Raw genomic sequence first — 23,035 nt, forward strand, 5'->3', positions numbered from 1 at the left:
CGCGCCGTGCGCGCGCAGCACGCTCTCCACCGCGATGCGCAGGCGAGCGATGTCCAGCGGGCCCGCGATGCCGGCCAGCATCGGCAGGCGGGGCGCGCCGGCGGGCACGAGGCGCTGCTCGGGGCTCAGCGCAAAGGTGGTGTCGGCGTTGTCAGTCGTCACGGTTGTCACGCTCATGCCCCCTGCTCGTCGGCCATGCGGGCGTCCGTCGCCGCCTGCGCAGCGCCTGCCAGCGCGGCGCGGTCGAACATCGCGCCCATCGCCACCACGATCTTGCGCGGCCCTTCGTACGGGTCGCGCGCATGGGCCGCGAGCATGTTGTCGAGCATGACGATGTCGCCCTGCTGCCAGTCGAAGCGCACCGCGCATTCCTCGTAGACGCGGCCGACCACGGCCATGGTCTCGTCGGCGATGGGTGAGCCGTCGCCATAGGTCACGTTGCGCGGCAGGCGGTCGATGCCGCCCATGGCCAGCAGGTCCTCGCGCACCTGCGCCTCCAGGCAGGCCACGTGGTGCAGCTGGATCTGGTTGAAGAACACCTTCTCGCCCGTGAGCGGATGGCGGATCACCGCCGGGCAGCGGGTGCGCGTCTGCAGCGTGTCGCTGTCGAGCCAGCGCCAGGCGATGCCGGCGTCGGCGAGGCGGGCTTCCACGTCCTCGCGGCGCTCGGTCTTGTAGAAGTCCTGCCAGCTCACGTCCAGGCCCGGCGTGAAGGTGCGCACGTACAGCAGCTCCTTGCGCTCGAACTCGGCCACCATGTCGGCCGGCAGGCGGCGCAGCATCTCGCGGCAGTCGACGATGGGCGTGGCCCCGCCCACCGGCGAGGGCAGCTCGCAGAAGAACCACTGCTTGCGCGGCCAGCGGTCGAGGTGCGAGCTCTCGTTGTGGTACAGGATCATCTGCCGCTCGGGGTACGGCGTGGAGCGGTAGGTCTTCTTGCCGCCCTCCTTCTTGGGCAGGTCGCCGTAGCTGCCGTACAACTCGGGCTCGATGGCCTCGGCGAAGGCCTCGAAGTCCTGCGGCGTCTTCAGGCCGAAGTTGCGGAACAGGATGCCGCCGTGCCTGGCCACCAGCATCTCGATGTAGTCAGCTTGGCTCTTCGCCCAGGCCACGGTGTCGAGGTCGGCGGTGGTGGCCTGCAGCACGATGGGGAACTCGGCGCCCGGCTTGAGGAAGGAGGTCTGGACCACGGGGCGCGTGGCTGCGCGCGGGGCCTCGGTGCCGGGGGCTGCCTTGGCGAGTTTGCCCAGCTTGTCGAGCTTGTCCATCTTGCTGTTGCTGCCGGCGGCGGCGGTGGGTCGGGTGGTGTTCATGGCGATTCGCTCCTGCGATTGCGTGGGGGCCGGCCCATCGACGGCATGGATGGCATCGATGGCCAGGCCCGGTGTTGCGACGATCCGCTCCAGCAGCGCGTGCCACGAAGCGGCGTACTTCTCGACGGTTTCCCGCCGGTACAGGTCTGTGGCGTACACCCACTCGACGGTGAGCGCGCCGGCCTGTTCCCTGGCGAACACCGCCAGGTCGAACTTGGATTCGTTCATCTGCTGGGGCAGCACCTCGACCTCGGCGCCTTCGATGGCGAACCGGATCTCCGGTGTGTTCTGCAGGACGAAGAGCACCTGCACCAGCGGATTGCGGTCGCGCGCGCGGCGCGCGCCCGCGAGTTCCACGATCTGGTCGAAGGGCACGTCCTGGTGGTCCATGGCGGCGAGCGTCTGTCGCTTCGTCCGCGCGAGCCATTGACTGAAATCCGCCGGCCGGCCTTCCATTCGCGAACGCACCGGCACCACGTTGACGAAGAAGCCCAGCAGCTGCTCCAGGTCCGGATGACCGCGTCCCGCCACGTCGGTGCCGATGACGACGTCGTCGGCGCCCGAGGCCTGGTGGAAGAACAGGAAGAAGGAGGACAGCAGCAGCGTGAAGAGCGAGGCGTCGGACTCGCGCGCGAGCCTGCCCAGCGCCTGCGACAGGGCCGGCGAAAGCTCCAGCACCACCGAGCTGCCGGCGTGCGACGCTGTGGCCGGGCGCCGGTGGTCGGGCTTCAGGCTCGAGACCTGGGGCGCGTCGCGCAGGTAGTCGCGCCAGAACCCGGCCTTGGCACCGAAGGCTGGCGAGGCCAGCGCGCGCTCGTACCACGCGGCGTAGTCCACGTACTGCACCGGCAGCGGCGCGAGCGCCAGCGGCTGGCGACGCAGCGCGCGCTCGTAGAACTCGCCGAGCTCGCGTGCGAACACCGCGATCGACCAGCCGTCGAACACGATGTGGTGCACCACGAGGATCAGCACATGCTCGCGCTCGCCGAGGCGCGCGACGGTGGCCTTGATCAGCGGGCCCTCGGCCAGCACGAAGGGCATGCGCACGAGTTCATCGAAGAGTTCGGCGTAGCGGCGTTCGCGCTCGGCCTTGTCGGCGCCGGGAACGTCGATGACCGGAATGTCCAGGCACACGCGGTCGCGGATCACCGCCACGGGCTCGCCCTCGCCGTCCTCGGCGAACACGGTGCGCAGCACTTCGTGGCGCGCGACGATGGCGTCGATGGCAGCACGCAGCGCGCCGACGTCCAGCTCGCCGTGCAGGGCCAGGCCGGCCGACATGTTGTAGGCCGCGCGGCCCGAGACGTTGGCGGCATCGGTGAGGCGGTCGACCAGCCACAGCCGGCGCTGCATCGGCGACAGCGGCAGCGCGCCGTCGCGCGGCACGGTCGGAATCTCTCTCGAGGCGGCGCTGCCCGGGTTCGCCGCGACATCCTGCGCAGGCATGTGCGCCATCAGCCCCGCGATGGTCGGCGCCTTGAAGAACTCGCTGGGGTGCAGCTCGACGGCGTAGGCCTTGCGGATGCGCGACAGCAGCTGGATGGCCACCAGCGAATCGCCGCCGAGCTCGAACAGGTTGTCGTCCATGCCGATGGGCGCGATGCCCAGCCGCTCGGTCCAAAGCGCGGCCAGCGCGTTCGCGAGCTCGCCTTCAGGTGCGACGAAAGGCGTCTGCAGCGCGGGGCGCGGATGGCTTGCGCCGCCCGCCGTGGGCTGGGCGCCTTCGGCATCGAGCAGGTCGAGCATGCCGTTGTCCAGCGGGCCGAGGCGCTCGGCGAGGTCGGTGGTCGAGATCACGGTCTGCGGCCGCAGCGGGCCGTTGACGATGCGCTCGAAGGTGCGCGCGCCCTCGGGGCCGTCCATGCCGATGCCCTCGGGCACCACCATGTTCTGGGCCATGCCGAGGCCGCGCCAGGCGTCCCAGTTGACCGAGAAGACCGGATAGCCGCCGCTGCGCGCATGCGCGATGGCCACGGCGTCGAGATACGCGTTGGCCGCGGCGTAGTCGCTCATGCCCAGGCCGCCGGCCACGCTGGAGATGGAGGAGCAGAACTGCACGAAGTCCAGCGGCTGTCCGCGCACCGCGTCCAGCAGCACGCGGGTGCCGCGCACCTTGGTGGAGAACACGGTGTCGACCTGCGCGCGCGTGCGCTGGGCCATGATGCCGCCGCCCGCGTCGCCGGCAGCGTGGACGATGCCGTGCAACGCGCCGAAGCGCGCGTTCGCAAGCGCGAGCGCGGCCTGCACCTGTGCCGGGTCGGACACGTCGGCCGACAGGGTCAGCACCTGCGCGCCCAGCGATTCGAGTTCGAGCAGCTGGCGCAGGCGCGTTCTCTGCGCCTCGTTCTGGTTTGCGTCGCCGGCCAGCGTGCTCCACGCCGCGCGTTCGGGCATGGCCGTGCGGCCGAGCAGCACCAGACGGGCCTGCCAGTGCTGCGCTAGGTGCTTCGCGATGGCGAGGCCGACGCCGCCCAGGCCGCCGGTGACGAGGTACACGCCCTCCCGGCGCAGGCGCGGCCGTGCGGCGGCCGGCAGCGGCGCGGGCTCGTAAGTCCTGGCCCAGCGATGCGCGCCGCGATACGCCAGCAGCGGCTCGCCGGCCTCGTCGCGCAGTGCGGCAGCTTCGGCGGCAACCTGTTCGACGAGCAGGTTCTCGGCCTCGCTTTCGGGCGCGGGCAGCATCACGTCGATCACGCGGCAGCGGATGCGCGGGCATTCCTGGCCGATCACCTTGGCCATGGCCGGCAGCGTGGCCTTCTCGGGACACAGCGCCTCGGCGCCGGTGATGTCCTCGATCTGGTTGGCGACGATGGCGATGGGCAGCATGGCGGCGCTGGCCGCGGTGGTGCGGGTGTCCAGCGCCTGCACCAGCGCCAGCAGGCTGAAGAAGCCGCGCTCCAGCAGCTCGGCCTGAGGACCGGCGGCGGGCACCTCGTCGAGGCACCAGAGATGGTGGATGGCGGTGACGGCGCCGAAGTCGGCTTCGACCTCGCGCAGCAGCCGCGCGTGGTCGGCCTGCTCGCCGGGGCGCAGCGCCCATTCGTCGCGGCCGTTGCGCGCGAAGGACCCGCCGCGCTGCGCGATGGCCACGGCATGGCCCTGCGAGCGCAGGTGCCGCGCGAGATGGCCGGTGAAGCCGCGGCCGTCGCCGTACAGCAGCACGCAGCCCGCGGCGGGCTCGCTCGCCGGTGCCGGCATCGGCGCCTCGATGCGCTTCCATGCCGGCACGTAGAACGCGTCCAGCGGCTTCCTGCCCGGCGATTTCGCCGATGCGCCATCGGGTGCGTCGACCCAGTAGCGGCGGCGCTGGAACGGGTAGGCCGGCAGCGGCACGCGGCGGCGCGGCTGGCCCGCGTGGCAGGCGGCCCAGTCGATGTCCACGCCCGCGAGCCAGAGGCCGGCGAGCGCCTGCGCGATCTGCTGCGCGTTGCGCGCCCGTTGCTGCGGATGCGCCTGGCTGGCGAGCACGGCGGCCGCCGACGCGGCCTTCGGGTGCTGGCGCGCGAGGCCCGCGAGCGTTTCACCGGGGCCCACTTCGAGCACCACGCGTCCGGGCACGTCGAGCAGCGTGCGCAGGCCATCCACGAACTGCACCGTGCCGCGCAGGTGCTGCGCCCAGTAGCCCGGGCTCATGGCCTGTTCGGCCGTGACGAGCTTGCCGGTGACATTGGAGACGAAGGGGATCTTCGGCGCCTGCCGCGGCACCGAGGCGATGAGCCGCTCGAGTTCGCCGAGCAGCGGCTGCGTCATCGCCGAATGCGAGGCGATGGACACATGCAGGCGGCGCGGCAGGTGGCCCTGCGCGCGCAGCTTCTCCTCGGTCGCCTCGATGGCACCGATGGGGCCTGAGAGCACGCTCAGCTGCTCGCCGTTGGCGGCGGCGAGGTCGCAGCCGTCCTGCAGGAAAGGCGCGAGCTCGGCCTGCGAGAGCGGCACCGCCGTCATCGCGCCGGGCTGCATGGACTGCAGCAGCCGGCCGCGCAGGGCCGCCACGCGCAGTGCGTCTTCGAGCCTGAACACGCCCGCCAGGCAGGCGGCCACGTATTCGCCGAGGCTGTGGCCCATCATCACGGCGGGGCGCACACCACGGCGCATCCACCAATGCGCCATTGCATATTCGATGACGAACAAGGCGGGCTGCGCGAGGGCGATGCTGAAGAGGCGCGCATCGGCGTCGGCCTCCGCGCCCGGCGCGGGGAACAGCAGCTCGCGCAGGTCGAAGTCGAGCTCGGGGCGCAGCAGCTCGCAGCAGCGGTCGACGTCATCGCGGAAGGCGGTGTCGCCGCGGTACAGCTCCAGGCCCATGTTGGCGTGCTGGGTGCCGCCGCCGGGAAACAGGAACGCCACTTCGGGCGGCTCTTCGGGCGTCGGCGCCGAGGCGGTGACGACGCCCTCGCCCGAGGCCAGCATGCGCGCGGCCGCCGATGCCTCGTCTGCCACCACGGCGCTGCGATGCGCGAAGGCGCGGCGACCCGACTGCAGCGTGTGCGCGATGTCGGTCAGCGCGAGCTCCGGATGCGCCTCGATGTGCGCGCCCAGCCTTTGCGCGGCCTGCCGCGTGGCAGCTGCGCTCATGGCCGACAGCGGCAGCACCTGCCAGCCGCTCTCCTTGGCCTGCTCGGCGATGGCGGGAGCTTCTTCGAGCACCACGTGCACGTTGGTGCCGCCGATGCCGAATGAGCTGACGCCAGCCCGGCGCGGCGCATCGCCCTTCGGCCAGGGCCTGGCCTCGGTGTTCACGTAGAACGGGCTGTTCGCGAAATCGATCTGCGGGTTGGGCTGTTCGAAATGCAGGCTGGGCGGCAGCGTCCTGTGGCGCAGCGCCATCGCCGCCTTGATGAAGCCAGCCACGCCGGCCGCCGCGTCGAGATGGCCGATGTTGGTCTTCACCGAGCCGATGGCGCAGCTGCCCTTTTCGGTTGCCCCGCCGCTGGCGAAGGCCTGCGTGAGCGCGGCCATCTCGATCGGATCGCCGAGCGTGGTGCCGGTGCCGTGCGCCTCGACGTAGCCGACGGTGGCGGCGGGAACGTCGGCCACCATCTGCGCCGCGCGGATCGCGCTGGCCTGCCCCTGAACGCTGGGCGCGGTGAAGCCGATCTTGTCGGAGCCGTCGTTGTTGGAGGCGCTGCCCTTGATGACCGCGTGAATGGTGTCGCCGTCGCGCAGCGCCTCGGCCAGCCGCTTGAGCACCACGATACCCGCGCCGCTGCCGATGACGGTGCCCGCGGCCTTCGCGTCGAAGGCGCGGCAGTGGCCGTCGGGCGAGAGGATGGCGCCGCTCTGGTAGCGGTAGCCGCCTTCCTGCAGCAGGTTGAGCCACACGCCGCCGGCCAGCGCCATGTCGCAGTCGTGGCTCAGCAGCGCCTGGCAGGCCATGTGCACCGCTACCAGCGAGGTGGAGCATTCGGTCTGCACGCTGACGGCCGGGCCGCGCAGGTCGAGCTTGTAGGCCACGCGCGTGCACAGCGAGCCGGCGGAGTTGCCGCTCATCAGGCCCAGCATGTCGGCGATGCCGGTGCCGGCGTCCACGCCGAAGGCGGGCAGCAGGTGCCGCATGAGGTAGAGGTTGGGGCCGTCGCCCGCGTAGACGCCGACCGAGGCGCCGCCCTTGCCCGCCCCCGCCTGCCAGCCGGCGCTTTCCAGCGCCTCCCAGGCGCATTCGAGGAAGATGCGCTGCTGCGGATCGAGGTGCTCGGCCTCGCGCGGCGAATAGCCGAAGAAGCCCGCGTCGAACTGGTCGAAGCCCTCGAACAGCACGCCGGCCTTCACGTAGTCGGGGTCGGCCAGGGTGCGCTCGGGCACGCCGCGCGCGCGCAGCTGCTCGTCGCTGAAGACGGTGACCGACTCCACGCCGTCGCGGATGTTGCGCCAGAAGGCGTCGACGTCCGGCGCGCCCGGGAAGCGGCCGGCCATGCCGACGATGGCGATCTCGATGCCCGTGTATTCGGGCGCAGGTGTCTGGTCTTGCATCAGAGGCTTCTTTCGGTGGGACGGCGGCGCTGCAGCAGGGCCGCGCGCTGGCGCTGGGCACGCGCCTGCTCGTCGTCGGCGCCCTCGCCGCCGGACGCGGCAGGCGCGGCATTGCGCTGTCCCTGTTCGATGCGCCGCGCGAGCGCGCCGACGGTCGGGTACTTGAAGAGATCGACCACGGTGAGGCCCGGCTTGAGCCTGTCTTCCATCAGCCGGTGCATGCGGATCACGAGCAGCGAGTTGCCGCCGAGGTCGAAGAAGTTGTCGTTCATGCCGACCTTCGCGACCTTGAGCAGCTCGGCCCAGATCGCAGCCAGCGTCTCTGCCACGTCGCCCTGCGGCGCCTCGTAGGCATGGCCGCCCTGCCCCCCTGCGGCGACGGGCGCGGGCAGCGCGCGGCGGTCGATCTTGCCGCCCGCTGTGAGCGGAAAGCTCTCGAGCGCCACGATGGCGGCGGGCACCATGTAGTCGGGCAGCGCGCGCGCCAGCCGCTCCCTGAGGGCGGCGGTGTCGATCTGCGCGGCGGGCGCGGGCGAGACGTAGGCGGCGAGCGAAGGGCCTGCCGCGGCCTCGTGCACGAGCACCAGCGCCTCGCGCACCGCCGGGTGCTCGCGCAGGCGGGCCTCGATCTCGCCGAGCTCGATGCGAAAGCCGCGGATCTTCACCTGGTGGTCGAGCCGGCCGAGGTATTCGAGCTGGCCGTCGTCGCGCCAGCGCACGAGGTCGCCGGTGCGGTAGAGCCTGCCGCCTGCGCCGTCGAACGGGTCGGCGACGAAGCGCTCGGCCGTGAGCGCCGCGCGGCCGTGATAGCCGCGCGCCAGCCCCTCGCCGCCGAGGTACAGCTCGCCGGCGACGCCCTGCGGCACCGGCTGCATGTCGGCGTCGAGCACATGGGCCGTGCGGTTGCCCACCGGTCGGCCGATGGGCGCGTAGCCCTGCACGTCGTCGTGCGCCGAACCGTTCCAGGCGGTGGGCGTGATGACGGCCTCCGTCGGGCCGTAGGCGTTGACGATCCGTTCGGGCCGCAGCACGCGGCGGATCAGCGCCAGGTCTTCGCCGGTCCAGGCCTCGCCGCCGAAGAGCGCGAGGCGCACCGCATGCGCGAACGGCGGCTGGCCCTGCATCAGCTGGCGGGCATAGGCCGGCGGCAGGTCGACCACGCTCACTCGGTGGCGCTGCAGCAGCGCGTCGAGTTCGCCCGCGAGCGAGCACCACTGCGACTGCACCACGAGGGCCGCGCCCGTCGCGAGCGGCAGCAGGCACTGCTCGATGGACGCGTCGACGTGCGGCAGCGCGAACAGCAGCGAGCAGTCTTCGGCCCGCATGCCGCAGGTGCGTGCCATCGCCTGGATGTGCATGGCCAAAGCACCATGCGGCACGGCCACTCCCTTGGGCCGGCCGGTGGTGCCGGAGGTGTAGATGATGTAGGCGAGCTGGCCGTCGTGCAGGCCGATTTCGGGGCCGGAGGAGGCTTCGCCGCGCAGTTGCTCTTCGTCGAACAGCACGGTGGCGATGCCTCGCTGCACTTCCGCATCCGCAGTGCTGGTCAGCAGCAGCCCGGCGCCGCTGTCTTCCAGCAACTGCGCAATGCGCTGCGTGGGATGCATGGGGTCCAGCGGCAGGTAGGTGACGCCGGCCTTGAGTACGCCAAGCAGGCCTACGACGCGATCTGCGGCCGATTCGATGGCCACCGCGACGACAGTGCCGGGAACTGCGCCCTGGCGGATCAGCCTGTGGGCGACGCGGTTGGCGCGTTCGTTCAGGGCCGCGTAGCTCCACTGGGCGTCGCCGTCGATCAGCGCGACGGCGGCAGGGGTCGCGCGTGCATGCACTTCGAACAGGCGGTGCACGGGCTGCGGCTGCGGCGATTGCCACTCGCCCGTCGACCAGTCGCGCAGCTGGCGCTGCTGTGCCTCGTCGAGCCATTGCACGTCGCCAAGGGCCTGGGCGGAATCCGACGCCAGCGCCTCCAGCAGCGCGCGGTAGTGCGCAGCGATGCGCTCGATGCTGGCGGGCTCGAACAGCTCCGCCGCGTAGGTGAACACGGCCCCGGTGCTTCCGTCGGCGCGCTCGCGGATGTCGAGCACGAGTTCGAACTGCGCGGCGCCCTCCTCCATGCGGCGCTCGCGGACTTCCAGCCCGGGCAGCGCGCGCAGCGTGTCCGCGTCCTCGCGCAGGTGGTTGAGCATCACCTGGAACAGCGGGCTGTGGCTCAGGCTGCGCTGCGGCTGCAGGGCCTCGACCAGCTGCTCGAAAGGCAGGTCCTGGTGGGCCTGCGCGCCGAGCGCGGCTTCTCGGACCTGCGCCAGCAGCTGCGCGAGACTCATGCGGCCGCTCACCGAGGCACGCAGCACCTGGGTGTTGACGAAGAAGCCGATCAGCCCCGCTGTCTCGCTGCGGTGGCGGTTGGCCACCGGCACGCCGACGCGCACCTCCTGCTGGCCGGTGTAGCGGTGCAGCAGCGCCTGGAAGCCGGCCAGCAGCGCCATGAAGAAAGTCGCGCCCTGCGCCTGCGCCGCGGCGCGCAGCCGCTCGACGAGGATGGCGTCGAATTCGAAGGCATGGCTCGCGGCGCGGTAGCTTGCCACCGCCCGGCGCGGATGGTCGGTGGGCAGGGCCAGCACGGGATGCTCGTCGCCGAGCTGGGCACGCCAGTAGGCAAGCTGGCGTGCGGCCTCGCCTGCGGCGAGCCAGTCGCGCTGCCAGAGGGCGTAGTCGGCGTACTGGATCGGCAGCGGCTCGAACCGAGGGGCCTCGCCCTTCGCGCGGGCCGCATAGCCTGCGCCGAGTTCGCCGACCAGCACCTGCATGGATGCGCCGTCGGACACGATGTGGTGCGCCACGACCACGAGCAGGTGACGGGCCTCGTCGATGCGGATCAGCGCCGCGCGCAGCAGCGGGCCTTCGCCGAGGTCGAAGGGCTCGGCGTGGACGCGGCTCGCATGCTCGATCGCCGCAGCTTCGCGCTCGTGTGCCGGCAGATCGCGCAGGTCGACGTGCCGCAGCGAGAACTGCGACACAGGCTGAAGCCACTGGCTCGCGCTTGCGTCCGCCGCCGCGCGGAACACGGTGCGCAGGCTCTCGTGGCGGGCCACGATGTCGTCGAACGCAGCACCGAGCGCTTCGGCGCGCAGCGGTCCCGACAGATCGAGAGCCACGCCGACGTGGTACGCGGTGCTCTTCGGATCGAGCTGCCACAGGAACCACTGGCGCTCCTGCGCGTGCGAGAGCGCGAGCGGGCCGGCGCGGCGCTCCCCCGGCAGCACGGGGATCGCGCTGCGCGGGCTGCGCTGGCCGCTTTCGATCACCCGGCGCACTTCGGCCGAGAGTTCGCCCAGCCGGGGCTGTTCGAAAAGCATGCGCGCTGGGAAGTCGATTTCCCACCGGTCGGCGATGCGGGCCGCGACCTGCGTGGCGGCGAGCGAGTTACCGCCGCGGATGAAGAAGTGATCGCCGCGCGCGAGCGCGGGCTGCTGCGCGCCGCGGCGCAGCACTTCGTTCCAGATGGAGGCGACGGCCTGCTCCAGTTCGTCGAGCGCCGGCTGCGCCACAGGCGCATTCGCCGTCGCCGCCGGGCCACCGAGCACGAATTCGCCATGCGCGTACATCGCGTATGCGTCGGCCGTGCGGTCGATCCAGCCTTGCCGGCAGGCGCCGCGCTGCAGCTTGCCGCTGGTGGTCTTGGGCATGCCGCCGGGGTTGAGCAGCATCACCACGGACAGCGGCTCGCCGAACTGCTCGCTCACGGCCGCGCTCAGCGTTTCGACCAGCGCCTCGGGCCTGACCAGCTTCTGCGTGCTGCGCGAGACCTCGGCCGCGAGGCCGATGCCCTCGCCGCTCGGCCCATCGACTGCGAAGGCGGCCACGCGGCCCTTGCGCACGATGTCGACCTCGGATTCGATCATCCGCTCGATGTCCTGCGGATACAGGTTGTGGCCGCGCACGATGATCATGTCCTTGATGCGCCCGGCCACGTAGAGCTCGCCCTCGTGCACGAAGCCGAGGTCGCCGGTGCGCAGCCAGGTGGCGCCGTCGTGCTCGACGAAGGTGTTGCGCGACACATCCGGCTTGTTCCAGTAGCCGCTGCCGATGCTGGGCCCCGTGGCCCAGATCTCGCCGATGCCACTCGCGTCGCGCATGGCCAGCGAAACCGGGTCGACGATGCGCACGGCATGACCGGAGACAGTCCTGCCGCAGCCGACGAGCGTGGTGCTTTCTTCGGATTCGGCTTGGCTTTCGACAACGCCGCGCGCGAGGCTGCGGCTCGAGAAGCCCTGGGCGACCATGCCCGCGCCGCGCCGGCCCCCGGCAACGAAGAGAGTCGATTCGGCGAGGCCGTAGCACGGATACACCGCCCCGGCGGCGAAGCCCGCTGGCGCGAACTGCGTCCTGAATTGGCGCAGCGTGTCGGCGCGCACCGGCTCGGCGCCGGAGAAGGCAAGAGTCCAGCTCGACAGGTCGAGCTTGCGCAGTTGCGCTTCCGAAACTCTTTCGAGGCACAGGCGGTAGGCGAAGTCGGGCCCGCCGCTGATGGTCGCGCGGTGGCGCGAGATGGCTTCGAGCCAGCGCACGGGCCGCTCGAGGAAATAGCGCGGCGACATCAGCACGACGGGAATGCCGCGATGCAGCGGCTGCAGCAGGCCGCCGATCAGGCCCATGTCGTGGTTCAGCGGCAGCCAGCTTGCGAAGGTGTCGTCGTGCCCGACGGAAAGGCCCTCCTCGATCGCGCGCATGTTCGCCATGAGGTTGGCGTGCGTGACCATGACGCCCTTGGGCGCGGAGGTCGAGCCGGAGGTGTATTGCAGGAAGGCAATGTCGGAAGCGGCCGGCGTATGCGGCACCCAGCGGTCGGCATCCTCGGCGCCGATCTCGTCGACGGCGATCAGCGGCACGTCGGCAAAGGCTTCGGCCACGCTGGCGATGGACGCCTTGATGGCCGCATGCGTCAGCACGCAGCAGGCGCCGGCATCGGCCGCGATGCCCTCCAGCTTGCCGAGATGCCGCTTGCGCGTCGATTCGGGCGGGAACACGGGCACGGCGATGAGGCCGGCGTAGAGGCAGGCGAAGAAGCTGACGACGTAGTCGTCGCTGTTGTCGAGCATGATCAGCGCGCGCTCGCCACGGCCATGGAACTGCTGCAGCCGCGCCGCGAGGCCGCGCACGCGCTCGTCGAGCCGGCTGTAGCTGATGGGGGTGTCGAGGGGGGCGCCGTCGCGGTCGGTGACGGCGATCAGCGCGGCGTCGCCGGGCCGCCGCGCAGCCAGATCGCGCAGGTGGCTCACGAAGTCCACGGGGTGCATCGGGTTCACATCGGTTCCTTGAATTGCCAGGCCCGCGCGGCGGCGCAGCCCGGCGGCAGCAGGTCAGGCAAGGGCACGGGCACGAGGCGCATGGACTTCCGCTCCCGCTGCCAGCCCGGCCAGGCGCTGCACCAGCGCCTCGAGCACGCGGGCCTCCTGCTGCCGGATGAAGAAATGGCCGCCGTCGAACCAGTCGAGCGTGAAGCCGGCGCGGGAGGTCTCGGCGGACCAGGCCTCCATGCGCCAGGGCTCGATGTCGTCCTGCCGGCCGGAGAAGGCGTGCAGGGGAAGAGGCAGCGACGCATTGCCAGCATGCGCGAAGCTCTCGCACACGCGGTAGTCGGCGGCCAGGGTGTCCAGCGTCATGCGCAGCAGCTCGGGGCTGTCGAAGAGCTCCTCCGGTGTGCCGCCCTGCTTGCGCAGGTCGCCGACGAGGGCCGCGTCGTCATTCATGTCGACGAAGCGGTCGGGGTCGCGCTGCGAAGGCGCGGCGCTGCCGGACACGAGCAGCGCGCGCGGCAAGGGCCGGCCATCGGCACGAAGGCGCTGCGCGACGCCCCACGCCAGCAGGGCGCCCATGCTGTGGCCGAAGAGCGCGAAGTTGCCGCGCAGCGCGGCATCGTGCTCGGCGCACAGGAGCGAGACCAGCGATTCGAAGTCTTCGACGAAGTCCTCGCCCAGGCGGCTGCCACGGCCGGGCAGCTCCATCGGCACGACTTCGATCCAGTGCGGCAGCAGCCGCCGCCAGCGCAGGTACATGGTGGCGCTGGCGCCTGCGCATGGCAGGCACAACAGGGAAAGGGGCGCCTGCATTCGCTCTTCTTCGGATGGCTTCAGGCTGCGGCAGGAGCGCTGTTGCTGTCTTCCTGCTGCGCCATCCAGTCGCGCAGCGACCTGGGGCGCATGTCGGTCCAGGTTTTCTCTACGTACTCGAGCACGGTCTTCTTGTCGCCCTGGACGCCTTCGACGGCCTTCCAGCCGCCGGGCACGGCCTTCCATTGCGGCCAGATCGAGTATTGCTCTTCGTGGTTGACGAGAACGATGAAGGTCTCGTCCTCACGGTCGAAGCAGCTGGTAGACATGTGCGGTCCTCTCGGGGTAGTTGAGATCGGCGGCGAGGCGAAGGCGCCTGCCCTTGCGATAGATGACGGGGACGGAGGCCGCGTGTTTAGGGTCGGGAGACACTCGTTGCGCAGGCGCGCGCGGCCGCGGCCGCGAGGGCTCGCGGCGCGGAAAGGGAAGGAAGAAGGAGGAAGGAAAGAAGGCCGCGGCTAGCGCGCGGCGGAGTCGCCCGGGCCGTCGTCGGGCGGGGGAACGTCGTTGGCGGGCGGAACGAGGCCCACGAGCAGCCAGAGGCGGGCCGCCTCGTCGTATGTCTTGCGGTGAAGAGGATCGGCGGCGAGCCATTGCGCGAGCTCCCTGCCCGCCGCCTCGCCGAGGCCGCCGCGCTCATGCTGGCGGCGCACCCAGGTCCATGCGATCTGCCAGACCGGGTCGTGGTCCTTGTCCTGCTTTGTCATCGGCGACATCGTATCGCCGACGGGGAGGCGGAAAAATCAGCCGGCCTGGACGAGGTAGCGGCAGCTTTCGAGGGCGGCGTCGGCGTCCTTGATCATGAAGTTCACCAGCGTGGCGGAGCAGCCGAGACGCACGCCGATCTCCCGTTGCGTCATGCCGCTGAGGCGGTTGAGCTCGAAGGCCAGGCGGGTGCGCGCGGGCAGCGCTTCTAGCACGCGGTCGATCGCGGCCAGCGCCTGGCGGCCGTCGAGTACGCGGTCGGGCGCGTCGTTGCTGGGCGGGCTGACCAGTTCGACGTCTTCGCAGTAGGTGCGATAGGTGGCCTCGACGGAGTTGTGGCGGTGGTAGTCGAAAGCCACGTTGCGCACCACCTGGCAGCAGTAGCCGAGGGGCTTGCGCACGTCGCGCACGCAGGCGCCGTCGGCGAGCTTGAGGTAGGCGTCCTGCAGCACTTCGTCGGCGAGATCCGCGGTACGGACGATTTTTTGCGCAACGCGCTGGAGCTGGGCACGGTTTGCGATGAAGACCTCTCCCAGCGTGGGCTCGGCTGGCTGAAGCGACATGTCCATGGGTACTCCTGAAGTATTCAATTCGAGATAATGCAAATAAGAACTATTACTATCTTTAGACAAGAAAAGGCCCGCTTTCGCAGTTGCTCCTCCCTTTATCTCTTACCCATTAAGACGTTTGAACGGCCGAAACCGAGACAGCCTTCAACGCTCGCCGGAGGGCCCGGCGGGGCCACCTAAAATGCCGCCCCTAGCCCGATTCCGCACCCATGAACATCGTCGTCAACGAAGAACTCAAAGCCTATATCGATCCCATGACGCCGGAGGAACACGAGGCGCTGGAACGGAGCATCCTGGCCGAGGGCTGCCGCGATGCATTGGTGCTGTGGGGCGATGTGCTGGTGGACGGCCACAACCGCTACGGCATCTGCCAGAAGCACGGCCTGCCCTTCAAGACGGTGCAGAACCCGCGCTTCAAGACCATCGAGGACGTGCACCTCTGGATGATCGACCAGCACCTGGGCCGGCGCAGCATCTCCGACTACCTGCGCGGCGTGCTCGCGCTGAGAAAGAAGGACATCGTCGACCAGCAGCGCAGCCGCCTGGCCACGGCGACCGAGCCGGCCTCCTCCGCCCTTGCCCCTGCCTCTTCCTCGGACGATCCCCCGTTCGATGCCGATCCGCCTGCCGATGCCACGGGTGAAGAAGCCGCCGCGGCAGTTCCCCTTCCCCCGCCCGCTCCGCTCAACAGCCGCGAAGCCATCGCCAGAGCCGCCCGCCTGAGCAGCAGCCAGGTCGGCATGATCGAGAAGATCCAGAAGCAGGCCGCGCCGGAACTGGTGGCCGCCGTCAAGTCGGGCGTGATCTCGATCAACACCGCGGCGGCCGTGGCCACGCTGCCGGCCGAAGAACAGGTCTCGGCCGCGAACGCGGGCAAGGATGAACTCAAGCAGGCTGCAAAACGCGTGCGCGAGTCGAAGAAGAAGCCGCGTGCGGAAACGGCCGAGCAATCTTCGGACGACGACGCGAGCCCGGATACGGTGCAGGCGCTGCAACAGCGCGTGGCCGAACTCACGGCCGAGAACGAATCACTGCGCAGGCAGGTTGCCGAGCTGCAGGCCCAGCTGGATCACTGAGAGCCTGCAGCCGGCTGGATGAGGAAGGCAGTTCCTACGGCTGGATCTCGCTGATCTTCGCGCCCGACAGCGAAACGCCCGCTTCCAGCCCCACGTTGGTCATCACGAAACCCACCACGGGCTGGCGCAGCGTGTTGGTGTCGATGCTGCCGTTGGCGCCGATGGTCGCGAGCGCCACCGTGGCGTCGGCGCCGGCCGTCCAACCCTTGCTGCCGCGGAACTTGTCGAGCGCGGCCTGGGTGTTGAACAGGTAGATCACTGCCTTCGACTGCGCGCCGGCCTGGAAGCCCACCGACCCGGCGGTGGTGCTGTAGTAGGACTGCGTGCGCCCGTTCACGCGCAGGGCGCCCCGGCCGTACTCGGCGCCCACGCCCATGCTGGCGCCCACCACGGCCGGAAACACCAGCACGCCGCTGGACTTGGCGACCAGATCGCGCGAGCCCTTCACCGAATCGTAGAGCTTAGACAGCGAAGCATCGACCTGCGCATCGATGGAGGCGCGCGAAGACGCGCTGCTGGCCTGGTCCTGCGGCCGCGTGGTCGTGCACCCGACGAAGGCCAGGCTGCACGCCGCCACGAGGGACGAAAGCGCCAGCGTCCGGAAGTTCATGGCTTTTTTCATGACGGAATCCTTCCTTTGAAAAGAACATGGATCGGCAATGAGATCTCTGCCCGTGGGCAGATTCGCCCATGCTAAGACCGTCAAAACCGGGCAAATGGAGTTGAAGGCATCGGCCTACGCGAGGTCACGGCATCGATGAACCTTCGCGGCGCACCCGCGGCCGGCGCGCAATGTTCGTGCAATGGTGATTCGTAGCATCGCGGCTGTGGTGCGGATGGCTGCGCACGGCCCTCCGCGATCTGGCATCCGAACCGACATCGCGCCCCATGACATTCGACCTCGCAGCAAGAAGGCTGCCGCGCCAACCGCGCGCCGGCAGCGTCCGCCGACCTGAACTGCCGGACGCGCTGCGCGGCTTCGTGCTGGTCCTCATGCCGATGCTCGGCCTGCTCGGAGCGTCGGCACTCGAATTCGCCGTGTCGTCGGCTGCGCTGCTTTCGCTGCTCTTGGGCATGAGCTTCGCGATGCGGGCGGATCGGCCTGGCAAGAAGCCGGCGGCCTTGCGCGTGCTCGCGCGGCGCATGCTGCTGGAGTCCGTCGCCTATCGACGGCTGTGGGTTCGGCTGCTGAAGACGGCTGCGGTCACCGGCATCATCGCGGCCCTGCTGCTGCAGCGACTCGCACCGCTGGCAGCAGCCCTCTTCATCTGCTGCATGGCGGCCTTCGTTCTGCTGTTCCAGCAGGCGCGCTGGCGGCAATGGCTGCGCAAGCTCGCGCCCATGGGCTGCATCGCACTGACGAACTGGCTGCTGCAAGTGCTGGCCGCAACGGTGCTGTTCCATGCGCTGGAGCCGCGTTTCGGGCTCCTGCTGGGGGTTGCCGTGCCCTTCGCCCCACTGCCGGCGCTGCAGGCGATGCTCAGCTGCCGATGGCTGGCCCGCACTCGCAGAGTTCCGGTCGCGCCGGTTTGGCACGGCCTGGTATCTCAAGGACAGGCCGGCTGAGCGCGGCCTGTCCTCGCATTCACCACCCGCCTGTCAAGGCACGACCGTGATGCGGTCGGTCGCCGGCGGCGTCAGCGGACTGTTGGCCTTGATGTAGGCCTCCAGGGCATCCACGTCCTGGTCGCCGCCCAGCGTGTCCGTCCCCTGGTTGAAGACGGTGAAGTTGTCGCCGCCGGTGGCCAGGAAGCTGTTCATGGTCACGCGGTAGCTGGTGCCATCGGTCATCGCGGTGCCGTTGAGCGACATGTTGCTGATGCGCGATCCGGCAGGCTGCGACAGGTTGTAGGTGTAGCTGAAGCCGTTGGAGGGCAGCAGCACCTTGGGCGCGCTCGTGGTGTTGGAACCGCTGTTGAACTGCTGCTCGAGCACCGCCTTGATCTGCGCGCCGGTCATGGTCTTCACCACCAGGCTGTTGCCGAAGGGCTGCACGGCGAAGATCTGGCCGTAGGTCACGCTGCCGTCGCCGGCGGGCGCGAGGTCGGCACGCACGCCGCCCGGGTTCATGAAGGCGATCTGCGCGGCGCCCTTGCCGGCGGGGGTGGTCGCGGCGAGTTGCGCATCGGCGATCAGGTTGCCCAGCACGCTTTCCTTCGACGCGGTCTGCGTGCGCGTGGCAGTGGCGGTCAGCGAGCCCACCACGCGCTGCACTAGCGGCCCGGCGATCGCGAGGTACTGGCTGATGAGCGCAGCCACTTCCTGGTTCTTGCCGAAGACGGGGTACTGGTCGGTCAGCGCGACAGTGGTCGAGCCGCTGGTGTAGGCCTCGCCCTGCACGATCACGTTGTCGGCGCTCTTGGCCGTCACCTTGCGGGTCTTGGTGTCGATGGTGAGGTTGATGTCGGTCAGCAGCGTGCCGTACTGGCCGGCGCTGGTCAGCAGGAAGGGCTTGGCGGGGTTGGACTTGGCGTAGTCGCAGATGTAGGAGCGGTGCGTGTGTCCCGAGATCACCACGTCGACCGACGCGTCCAGCTTGTTGAGGATCGGCAGGATGTCGCCGCTCAGGCCGGCGCAGCTCTTGTCGTTGTAGCCCACGGTGGTGGTGCCGCCTTCGTGGATGACGACGACGATGGCGTCGGCGCCCTGCGACTTCAGCTGGGGAATCAGCGCGTTGGCCGTATCGGCTTCGTCCTTGAAGCTCAGTCCGGCAACACCGGCGGGCGTCACGATGTTCGGCGTGCCCTTCAGCGTCATGCCGATGAAGGCCACCTTCACCGTGGCGCCGTCCTTCGTGAAGCTCTTCATGCCGGTGGCGGGAAACAGCGTGTTGCCGTCGGTCTTCACCGTGTTGGCCGCGAGAAAGCCGAAGTTGGCGCCCGGGAAGCTCTTGTTCACGCGGCAGGGCTCGAGCGCGGTGTTCTTCGCGCAGCCGCCGTTCTTCATGCGCAGCAGTTCGGTCTGGCCCTTGTCGAACTCGTGGTTGCCGACCGCGTTGAAGTCGATCTTCATCGCGTTGACGGCTTCGATGGTCGATTCGTCGAGGAAGAGTGCCGAGACCAGCGGCGACGCGCCGATCATGTCGCCGGCCGACACCACGGCGTTGTTCGGATTCTTCGCTTTCAGCGAGGTGATGGCGGAAGCCATGTAGGCCGCGCCGCCGGCGGGCACCGCCACCGTGCCGCCCGCCTTCGCCGGCGCGTTGATCGACAGCTTCGGCGGCTCGAGGTTGCCGTGCAGGTCGTTGAAGGCGATGAGCTTGACGTCGATGGTGCCCGGCGCAGCGGGCGCCGGAGCCGGTGCAGGCGGATTGCTCGCCGTGGGAGGCGGCACGAAGGGAATGAAATTGTTCGAGTTGCCGCTGCCGCCGCAGGCGGTCAGGGTGGCCACCACCACGCCGGCAAGGGCGAAGTGCTTCAACGATGCATGCATGGGAAACCTCTCTCCTTGTTTGGTAACGCAGCGGATGCTGGCCACCGCGCATGACGAGGCCGTGAAGGCCCTGCCGTGGCGTGAGGAGATCGGCAGCCGTTTCAGGGCAACTGGACGATGCGGATCGCAACGCCGGGGCCGAAGGCGGCCTGCAGGAGCGCCTTCGCCTCCATGCTGCGCTGGTCGGTCGGCGACTGCACGGCGAGCCAGCCTTCGGTGGGGCGCCGCTGCAGGTGCCAGCCTTCCTGTCCGAGCTGGATGAGCCGGGCCAGCGCCGCAGCGTCCGCCACCGGCGGCGCGGCGGGCGTGATGTCGAGCCAGTCGGTGACCTGTTCGCTCTCGCCGCCCAGGCGGGCTGCGGCGCCTTGCGCAAGCACTTGCTGCGTAGCTGCGTCTTGCACCGTACCCTGAAGCACGATGCCGCCGCCGTGCCAGCGGATCTCGAGCGACGAAGCCGACTCGGCCGCACTGGCTTGCGGTTCACCGGCGGCCCCAACGCGCCAAGCGATACCCATTGCCAGGATGGCAAGGCCGGCGATCGCTGCAAGAAGAATGCTGATGCGCTTCGTCATTCGAGGCGCGAGGGTGCCACGCCGCGCATGACGCCGGTGTGACGATCGGCTGCAGTCGACGGACAGCCATTCGGCCTACACGGTTAAGCGCATGCCGGCGCATCCGCGGATCACCGGATTCCTATACGCTTGAGTTCCGTCCCCCGCATTCCCCAACACCCCGAGGAACGAACATGGCAGCCAATGCGAAAGTCACAGGAAATGTCGAATACCGGGCCGGCGATGGCCCCCTGATCCTCATTCCCCAAGGCCCCATCGAAATCCAGTTGGCGCCCGACAGCGCCGTGCTGAGCTGGGGCGATGCCGGCAGCATGCAGACGACGGCGATACCGATCGCCGAGTACCAGCGCTACCTGAACGAGGGCGTGATCCAGCCCGACTGAAATGTGCCGGCGGCAGCCAAGCCGACCGACCAATAAAAAACGGCCCCGAGGGGCCGTTTCTTATGGAGCATCCTCGACACACGGCCGGGATGCCTGCGTCACCGCTTCTTTCTTACTTCTTCTTGGCAGCCACGGCCTTCTTGGCGGGAGCGGCGGCCTTCTTCGCTGCGGGCTTGGCAGCCACAGCCTTGCTGTCGGCCTTGCGCTTTGCAGCCTTGGGGTCCACGGCGGCCTTGAAGGCTGCGCCCGGCACGAACTTCGGCACCTTCTGTGCAGCGATCTTGATCTTGGTGCCGGCGCTGGGGTTGAAGCCCGAGCGTGCGGCGCGCGCCACTTGCTTGAAAGTACCGAAGCCGACGATCTGGACGGGGTCGTCCTTCTTCACGGCGGTGACGATCGAGCTGGTGATGGTCTCGAGGACGCGCGCGGCTTCTGCCTTGCTGAGGTTATGGGCGGCGGCGATTTTTTCGACGAGTTCGATGCGGTTCAACTGAGTTCCTAATAAGTTTGATTTCGCCATGTTGCCTATGGCGGCGCAGCACGAATCACGCTGCAAGCGGGCGGGAGTTTATTCGACTGCGAGAGCCCGGATGTAACGCGGTCGCTTCGAGTTGTCGTTGATTTGCCTCATTCGGTCTTCGAGGAGGTCTTGTGCCTGCATGTCGGCGAGCGATCCATGTCGCGAATGACCATAGATCAGCGAGAAAAATCGCGCCCCGCGCGATGACCAGTACGCCGGGCCGCAACGAAGTTCTCCGAGGAGATTTGATGGCACCGCACTCGTGAAGGCTGCCGCGGCTCTCCGATGCCGCTGTCATGGTGAAGCTACCGTAGCTGCGAAGCTACGTATCGAGCGCGTATCCGCTAGGTTGCTCTCCAACAGCATCAGTGGACCAAGCATCGAGCATCTCTACCGATGCTCTCCCTGCGCAGGCGCATCCTGAACTCGCACCCGAACCTGATCGGGGATTCGTTCGACACGCCGCACGTCCCATGCGACAAACGCACGGCGCCTCGTAGCCACGAGGCAACAGACATGCGCAGATCAGCGGATGAATGGGGGAAGCAAAGAAACAGGTAGAAGCCAGAAAGTGAAAAGCCCCTGCAGCTTTTGGCTGCAGGGGCTTCTGACTGGCGGAGTGGACGGGACTCGAACCCGCGACCCCCGGCGTGACAGGCCGGTATTCTAACCAACTGAACTACCACTCCTGGTAGACAACGTTCGCTCCTTGCGGAACCGAGTGTTGACGACTCGTGCCTGCTTCACTGAAGTGAAACTGGCGACCCTACGGGGATTCGAACCCCGGTAGCCACCGTGAAAGGGTGGTGTCCTAGGCCTCTAGACGATAGGGTCAAAACCTTGGACGTGCTGCGATCAGCATCTCATACCTTCTCGACACTCTGGTGGAGGTAAGCGGGATCGAACCGCTGACCTCTTGCATGCCATGCAAGCGCTCTCCCAGCTGAGCTATACCCCCGTGTGGGTGTCGAGCCTCAGATTATAGCCCGAATTTCAGGCCTTTCTCAATCGTTCGACAACTTTTTCGCGGGAAAAAATTTCGAGGACTGAATCCAAGGACGGTGTTTGCGGTGTTCCCATCACAAGCACTCGTACTGGCATCGCTAACACCGGCATCTTCAATGCGTGTGTCGCGAGGACTTCCTTGATCATAACTGCGATCGAGGCCTTATCCCACGCGACCGTCATCATTTTTTCTGCAAGCGTTGCGATTGCGGGCTTCACTGCATCGGTGATGTGCTGTGCGCGATCGGCTTCGGTCACGGTGATGTCCGCATAGAACGCAGCAGCCCAGTCGGCCAGAGCCACCGTCGTCTCGCAGCGATCCTTGAAGAGCGCGCAGATCGCAGGCAGACGCTCATCTGCAACGATGCCGCGCTTGTGCAGCTGCGCTGCAACGAGCGGCGCGAGTTCATCGCCGCTCTTCGCCTTGATGTACTGCGCATTGACCCACGCGAGCTTCGCCGCATCCCACTGCGCGGGACTCTTCGACAGGTGCGAACCGTCGAACCAGCTCACCATCTGCTCGCGCGTGAAGAGCTCGTCGTCGCCGTGGCTCCAGCCCAGGCGCGCGAGATAGTTGAGCATCGCTTCCGGCAGGTAGCCGCTGTCTTCATAGGCCGTGACGCTCACTGCGCCGCGGCGCTTCGAGAGCTTCTGTCCGTCGTCGCCGAGGATCACCGGCACGTGGCCGAACTCGGGCAGCGGCGCAGCCAGCGCGCGGAAGATATTGATCTGCCACGGCGTGTTGTTGATGTGCTCGTCGCCGCGGAACACGTGCGTGATGTTCATGTCCCAGTCGTCGACCACCACCGCGAAGTTGTAGGTCGGCACACCGTCGGGCCGCAGGATGATGAGGTCGTCGATCTCACGGTTGTTGATGGTGATCTCGCCCTTCACGAGGTCGTTCCACGTCACGTCGCCTTCGGGAGGATTGCAGAAGCGCACCACCGGCGGCACGCCTTCGGGCACGGGCGGCAGCACCTTGCCCGGCTCGGGACGCCAGCGGCGGTCGTACAGCGTCTTCTCGCCGCGTGCACGCTGCGCCTCGCGCATCTCCTCGAGTTCCGCAGGCGTGCAATAGCAGTAGTAGGCGGTGCCCGCCGCGAGCATCTGCGCGATCACTTCGCGGTAGCGCTCCAGGCGCTGCATCTGGTAGATCGGGCCTTCGTCGTATTCGAGGCCGAGCCAGTGCATCGACGCGAGGATCTGGTCGGTTGAGTCCTGCGTGGAGCGGGCCACGTCGGTGTCCTCGATGCGCAGCACGAACTCGCCGCCGTAGTGGCGCGCATAGGCCCACGAGTAGAGGGCCGTGCGAGCCGTGCCCAGGTGAAGAAAGCCCGTGGGGGATGGTGCGATGCGGGTGCGTACTTTGCCGGTCAT

15 protein-coding genes and 3 tRNA genes (1 of these 18 cut by a window edge) are annotated in these 23,035 nt (G+C 68.7%); 3 read left to right on the forward strand and 15 right to left on the reverse strand.

The window, feature by feature from the left end; all coding sequences use genetic code 11:
- From ABL838_RS21150 to ABL838_RS21180, 7 genes are all read right to left on the reverse strand, one after another.
- Positions 1-177 carry the beginning of a non-ribosomal peptide synthetase gene (locus ABL838_RS21150; RefSeq protein ID WP_418121738.1) on the reverse strand. 2,955 nt of this gene lie to the left of the window's left edge, so only the first 177 of its 3,132 coding nucleotides appear in the window; its start codon is at positions 175-177; its stop codon lies beyond the left edge, outside the window.
- Positions 174-7,283, reverse strand: coding sequence for an SDR family NAD(P)-dependent oxidoreductase (locus ABL838_RS21155; protein ID WP_418121739.1), 7,110 nt, complete (start codon positions 7,281-7,283; stop codon positions 174-176). The genes ABL838_RS21150 and ABL838_RS21155 overlap by 4 nt, the downstream gene beginning before the upstream one ends.
- Positions 7,283-12,583 (reverse strand): amino acid adenylation domain-containing protein, encoded by a 5,301-nt coding sequence (locus ABL838_RS21160; protein ID WP_418125890.1) that lies wholly within the window; start codon positions 12,581-12,583, stop codon positions 7,283-7,285. Before ABL838_RS21160 ends, ABL838_RS21155 begins: the two co-directional genes overlap by 1 nt.
- Positions 12,584-12,646: 63 nt before the next feature.
- Positions 12,647-13,396 (reverse strand): thioesterase II family protein, encoded by a 750-nt coding sequence (locus ABL838_RS21165; RefSeq protein ID WP_418121740.1) that lies wholly within the window; start codon positions 13,394-13,396, stop codon positions 12,647-12,649.
- A 20-nt stretch (positions 13,397-13,416) separates the two neighbouring features.
- Positions 13,417-13,665 carry an MbtH family protein gene (locus ABL838_RS21170; RefSeq protein ID WP_418121741.1) on the reverse strand — a complete coding sequence of 83 codons (249 nt, stop codon included), beginning with the start codon at positions 13,663-13,665 and terminating at the stop codon, positions 13,417-13,419.
- Positions 13,666-13,854: 189 nt separating this feature from the next.
- Entirely contained in the window at positions 13,855-14,103 is a 249-nt protein-coding gene (locus ABL838_RS21175) for a FecR/PupR family sigma factor regulator (protein ID WP_369661472.1), read from the reverse strand.
- Between the two features lie 36 nt (positions 14,104-14,139).
- Complete coding sequence (locus tag ABL838_RS21180; protein ID WP_418121743.1) at positions 14,140-14,670, reverse strand: sigma-70 family RNA polymerase sigma factor; 531 nt, start codon at positions 14,668-14,670, stop codon at positions 14,140-14,142.
- Positions 14,671-14,879: 209 nt separating this feature from the next.
- Between ABL838_RS21180 and ABL838_RS21185 the strand changes: the two genes are divergently transcribed.
- Entirely contained in the window at positions 14,880-15,746 is an 867-nt protein-coding gene (locus ABL838_RS21185; protein WP_369661471.1) for a plasmid replication/partition related protein, read from the forward strand.
- Between the two features lie 34 nt (positions 15,747-15,780).
- Here ABL838_RS21185 and ABL838_RS21190 read toward each other — a convergent pair whose 3' ends face one another.
- Positions 15,781-16,368, reverse strand: coding sequence for a YSC84-related protein (locus ABL838_RS21190; RefSeq protein WP_418121744.1), 588 nt, complete (start codon positions 16,366-16,368; stop codon positions 15,781-15,783).
- 266 nt (positions 16,369-16,634) lie between these two features.
- Between ABL838_RS21190 and ABL838_RS21195 the strand changes: the two genes are divergently transcribed.
- The gene (locus tag ABL838_RS21195) at positions 16,635-17,312 is read left to right on the forward strand and encodes a DUF418 domain-containing protein (RefSeq protein ID WP_418121746.1); all 678 of its coding nucleotides are present in this window, start codon (positions 16,635-16,637) and stop codon (positions 17,310-17,312) included.
- A gap of 33 nt (positions 17,313-17,345) precedes the next feature.
- Here ABL838_RS21195 and ABL838_RS21200 read toward each other — a convergent pair whose 3' ends face one another.
- Together ABL838_RS21200 and ABL838_RS21205 are read right to left on the reverse strand one after the other, a co-directional pair.
- Positions 17,346-19,178, reverse strand: a complete 1,833-nt coding sequence (locus ABL838_RS21200) for a bifunctional metallophosphatase/5'-nucleotidase (RefSeq protein WP_418117214.1) — start codon at positions 19,176-19,178, stop codon at positions 17,346-17,348.
- A gap of 101 nt (positions 19,179-19,279) precedes the next feature.
- Positions 19,280-19,750, reverse strand: a complete 471-nt coding sequence (locus tag ABL838_RS21205; protein WP_418121748.1) for a hypothetical protein — start codon at positions 19,748-19,750, stop codon at positions 19,280-19,282.
- 173 nt (positions 19,751-19,923) lie between these two features.
- On the opposite strand from ABL838_RS21205, the gene ABL838_RS21210 reads away from it, so the two are divergent.
- Positions 19,924-20,133 (forward strand): hypothetical protein, encoded by a 210-nt coding sequence (locus ABL838_RS21210; protein WP_126025282.1) that lies wholly within the window; start codon positions 19,924-19,926, stop codon positions 20,131-20,133.
- Between the two features lie 112 nt (positions 20,134-20,245).
- On the opposite strand, the gene ABL838_RS21215 is transcribed toward ABL838_RS21210, so the two are convergent.
- The 5 genes from ABL838_RS21215 to gltX all read right to left on the reverse strand — a co-directional run bounded on the left by ABL838_RS21215 (position 20,246) and on the right by gltX (position 23,035).
- Positions 20,246-20,623 carry an HU family DNA-binding protein gene (locus ABL838_RS21215; protein WP_184641706.1) on the reverse strand — a complete coding sequence of 126 codons (378 nt, stop codon included), beginning with the start codon at positions 20,621-20,623 and terminating at the stop codon, positions 20,246-20,248.
- A gap of 642 nt (positions 20,624-21,265) precedes the next feature.
- Positions 21,266-21,342, reverse strand: a tRNA-Asp gene (locus tag ABL838_RS21220).
- Positions 21,343-21,411: 69 nt separating this feature from the next.
- Positions 21,412-21,487, reverse strand: a tRNA-Glu gene (locus ABL838_RS21225).
- A gap of 48 nt (positions 21,488-21,535) precedes the next feature.
- Positions 21,536-21,611 (reverse strand) — tRNA-Ala (locus ABL838_RS21230).
- Between the two features lie 35 nt (positions 21,612-21,646).
- Positions 21,647-23,035 carry a glutamate--tRNA ligase gene (gene gltX / locus ABL838_RS21235; RefSeq protein ID WP_418121750.1) on the reverse strand — a complete coding sequence of 463 codons (1,389 nt, stop codon included), beginning with the start codon at positions 23,033-23,035 and terminating at the stop codon, positions 21,647-21,649.

The organism is Variovorax sp. 160MFSha2.1 (genome assembly GCF_048305075.1).
Classification (GTDB): domain Bacteria; phylum Pseudomonadota; class Gammaproteobacteria; order Burkholderiales; family Burkholderiaceae_C; genus Variovorax; species Variovorax guangxiensis.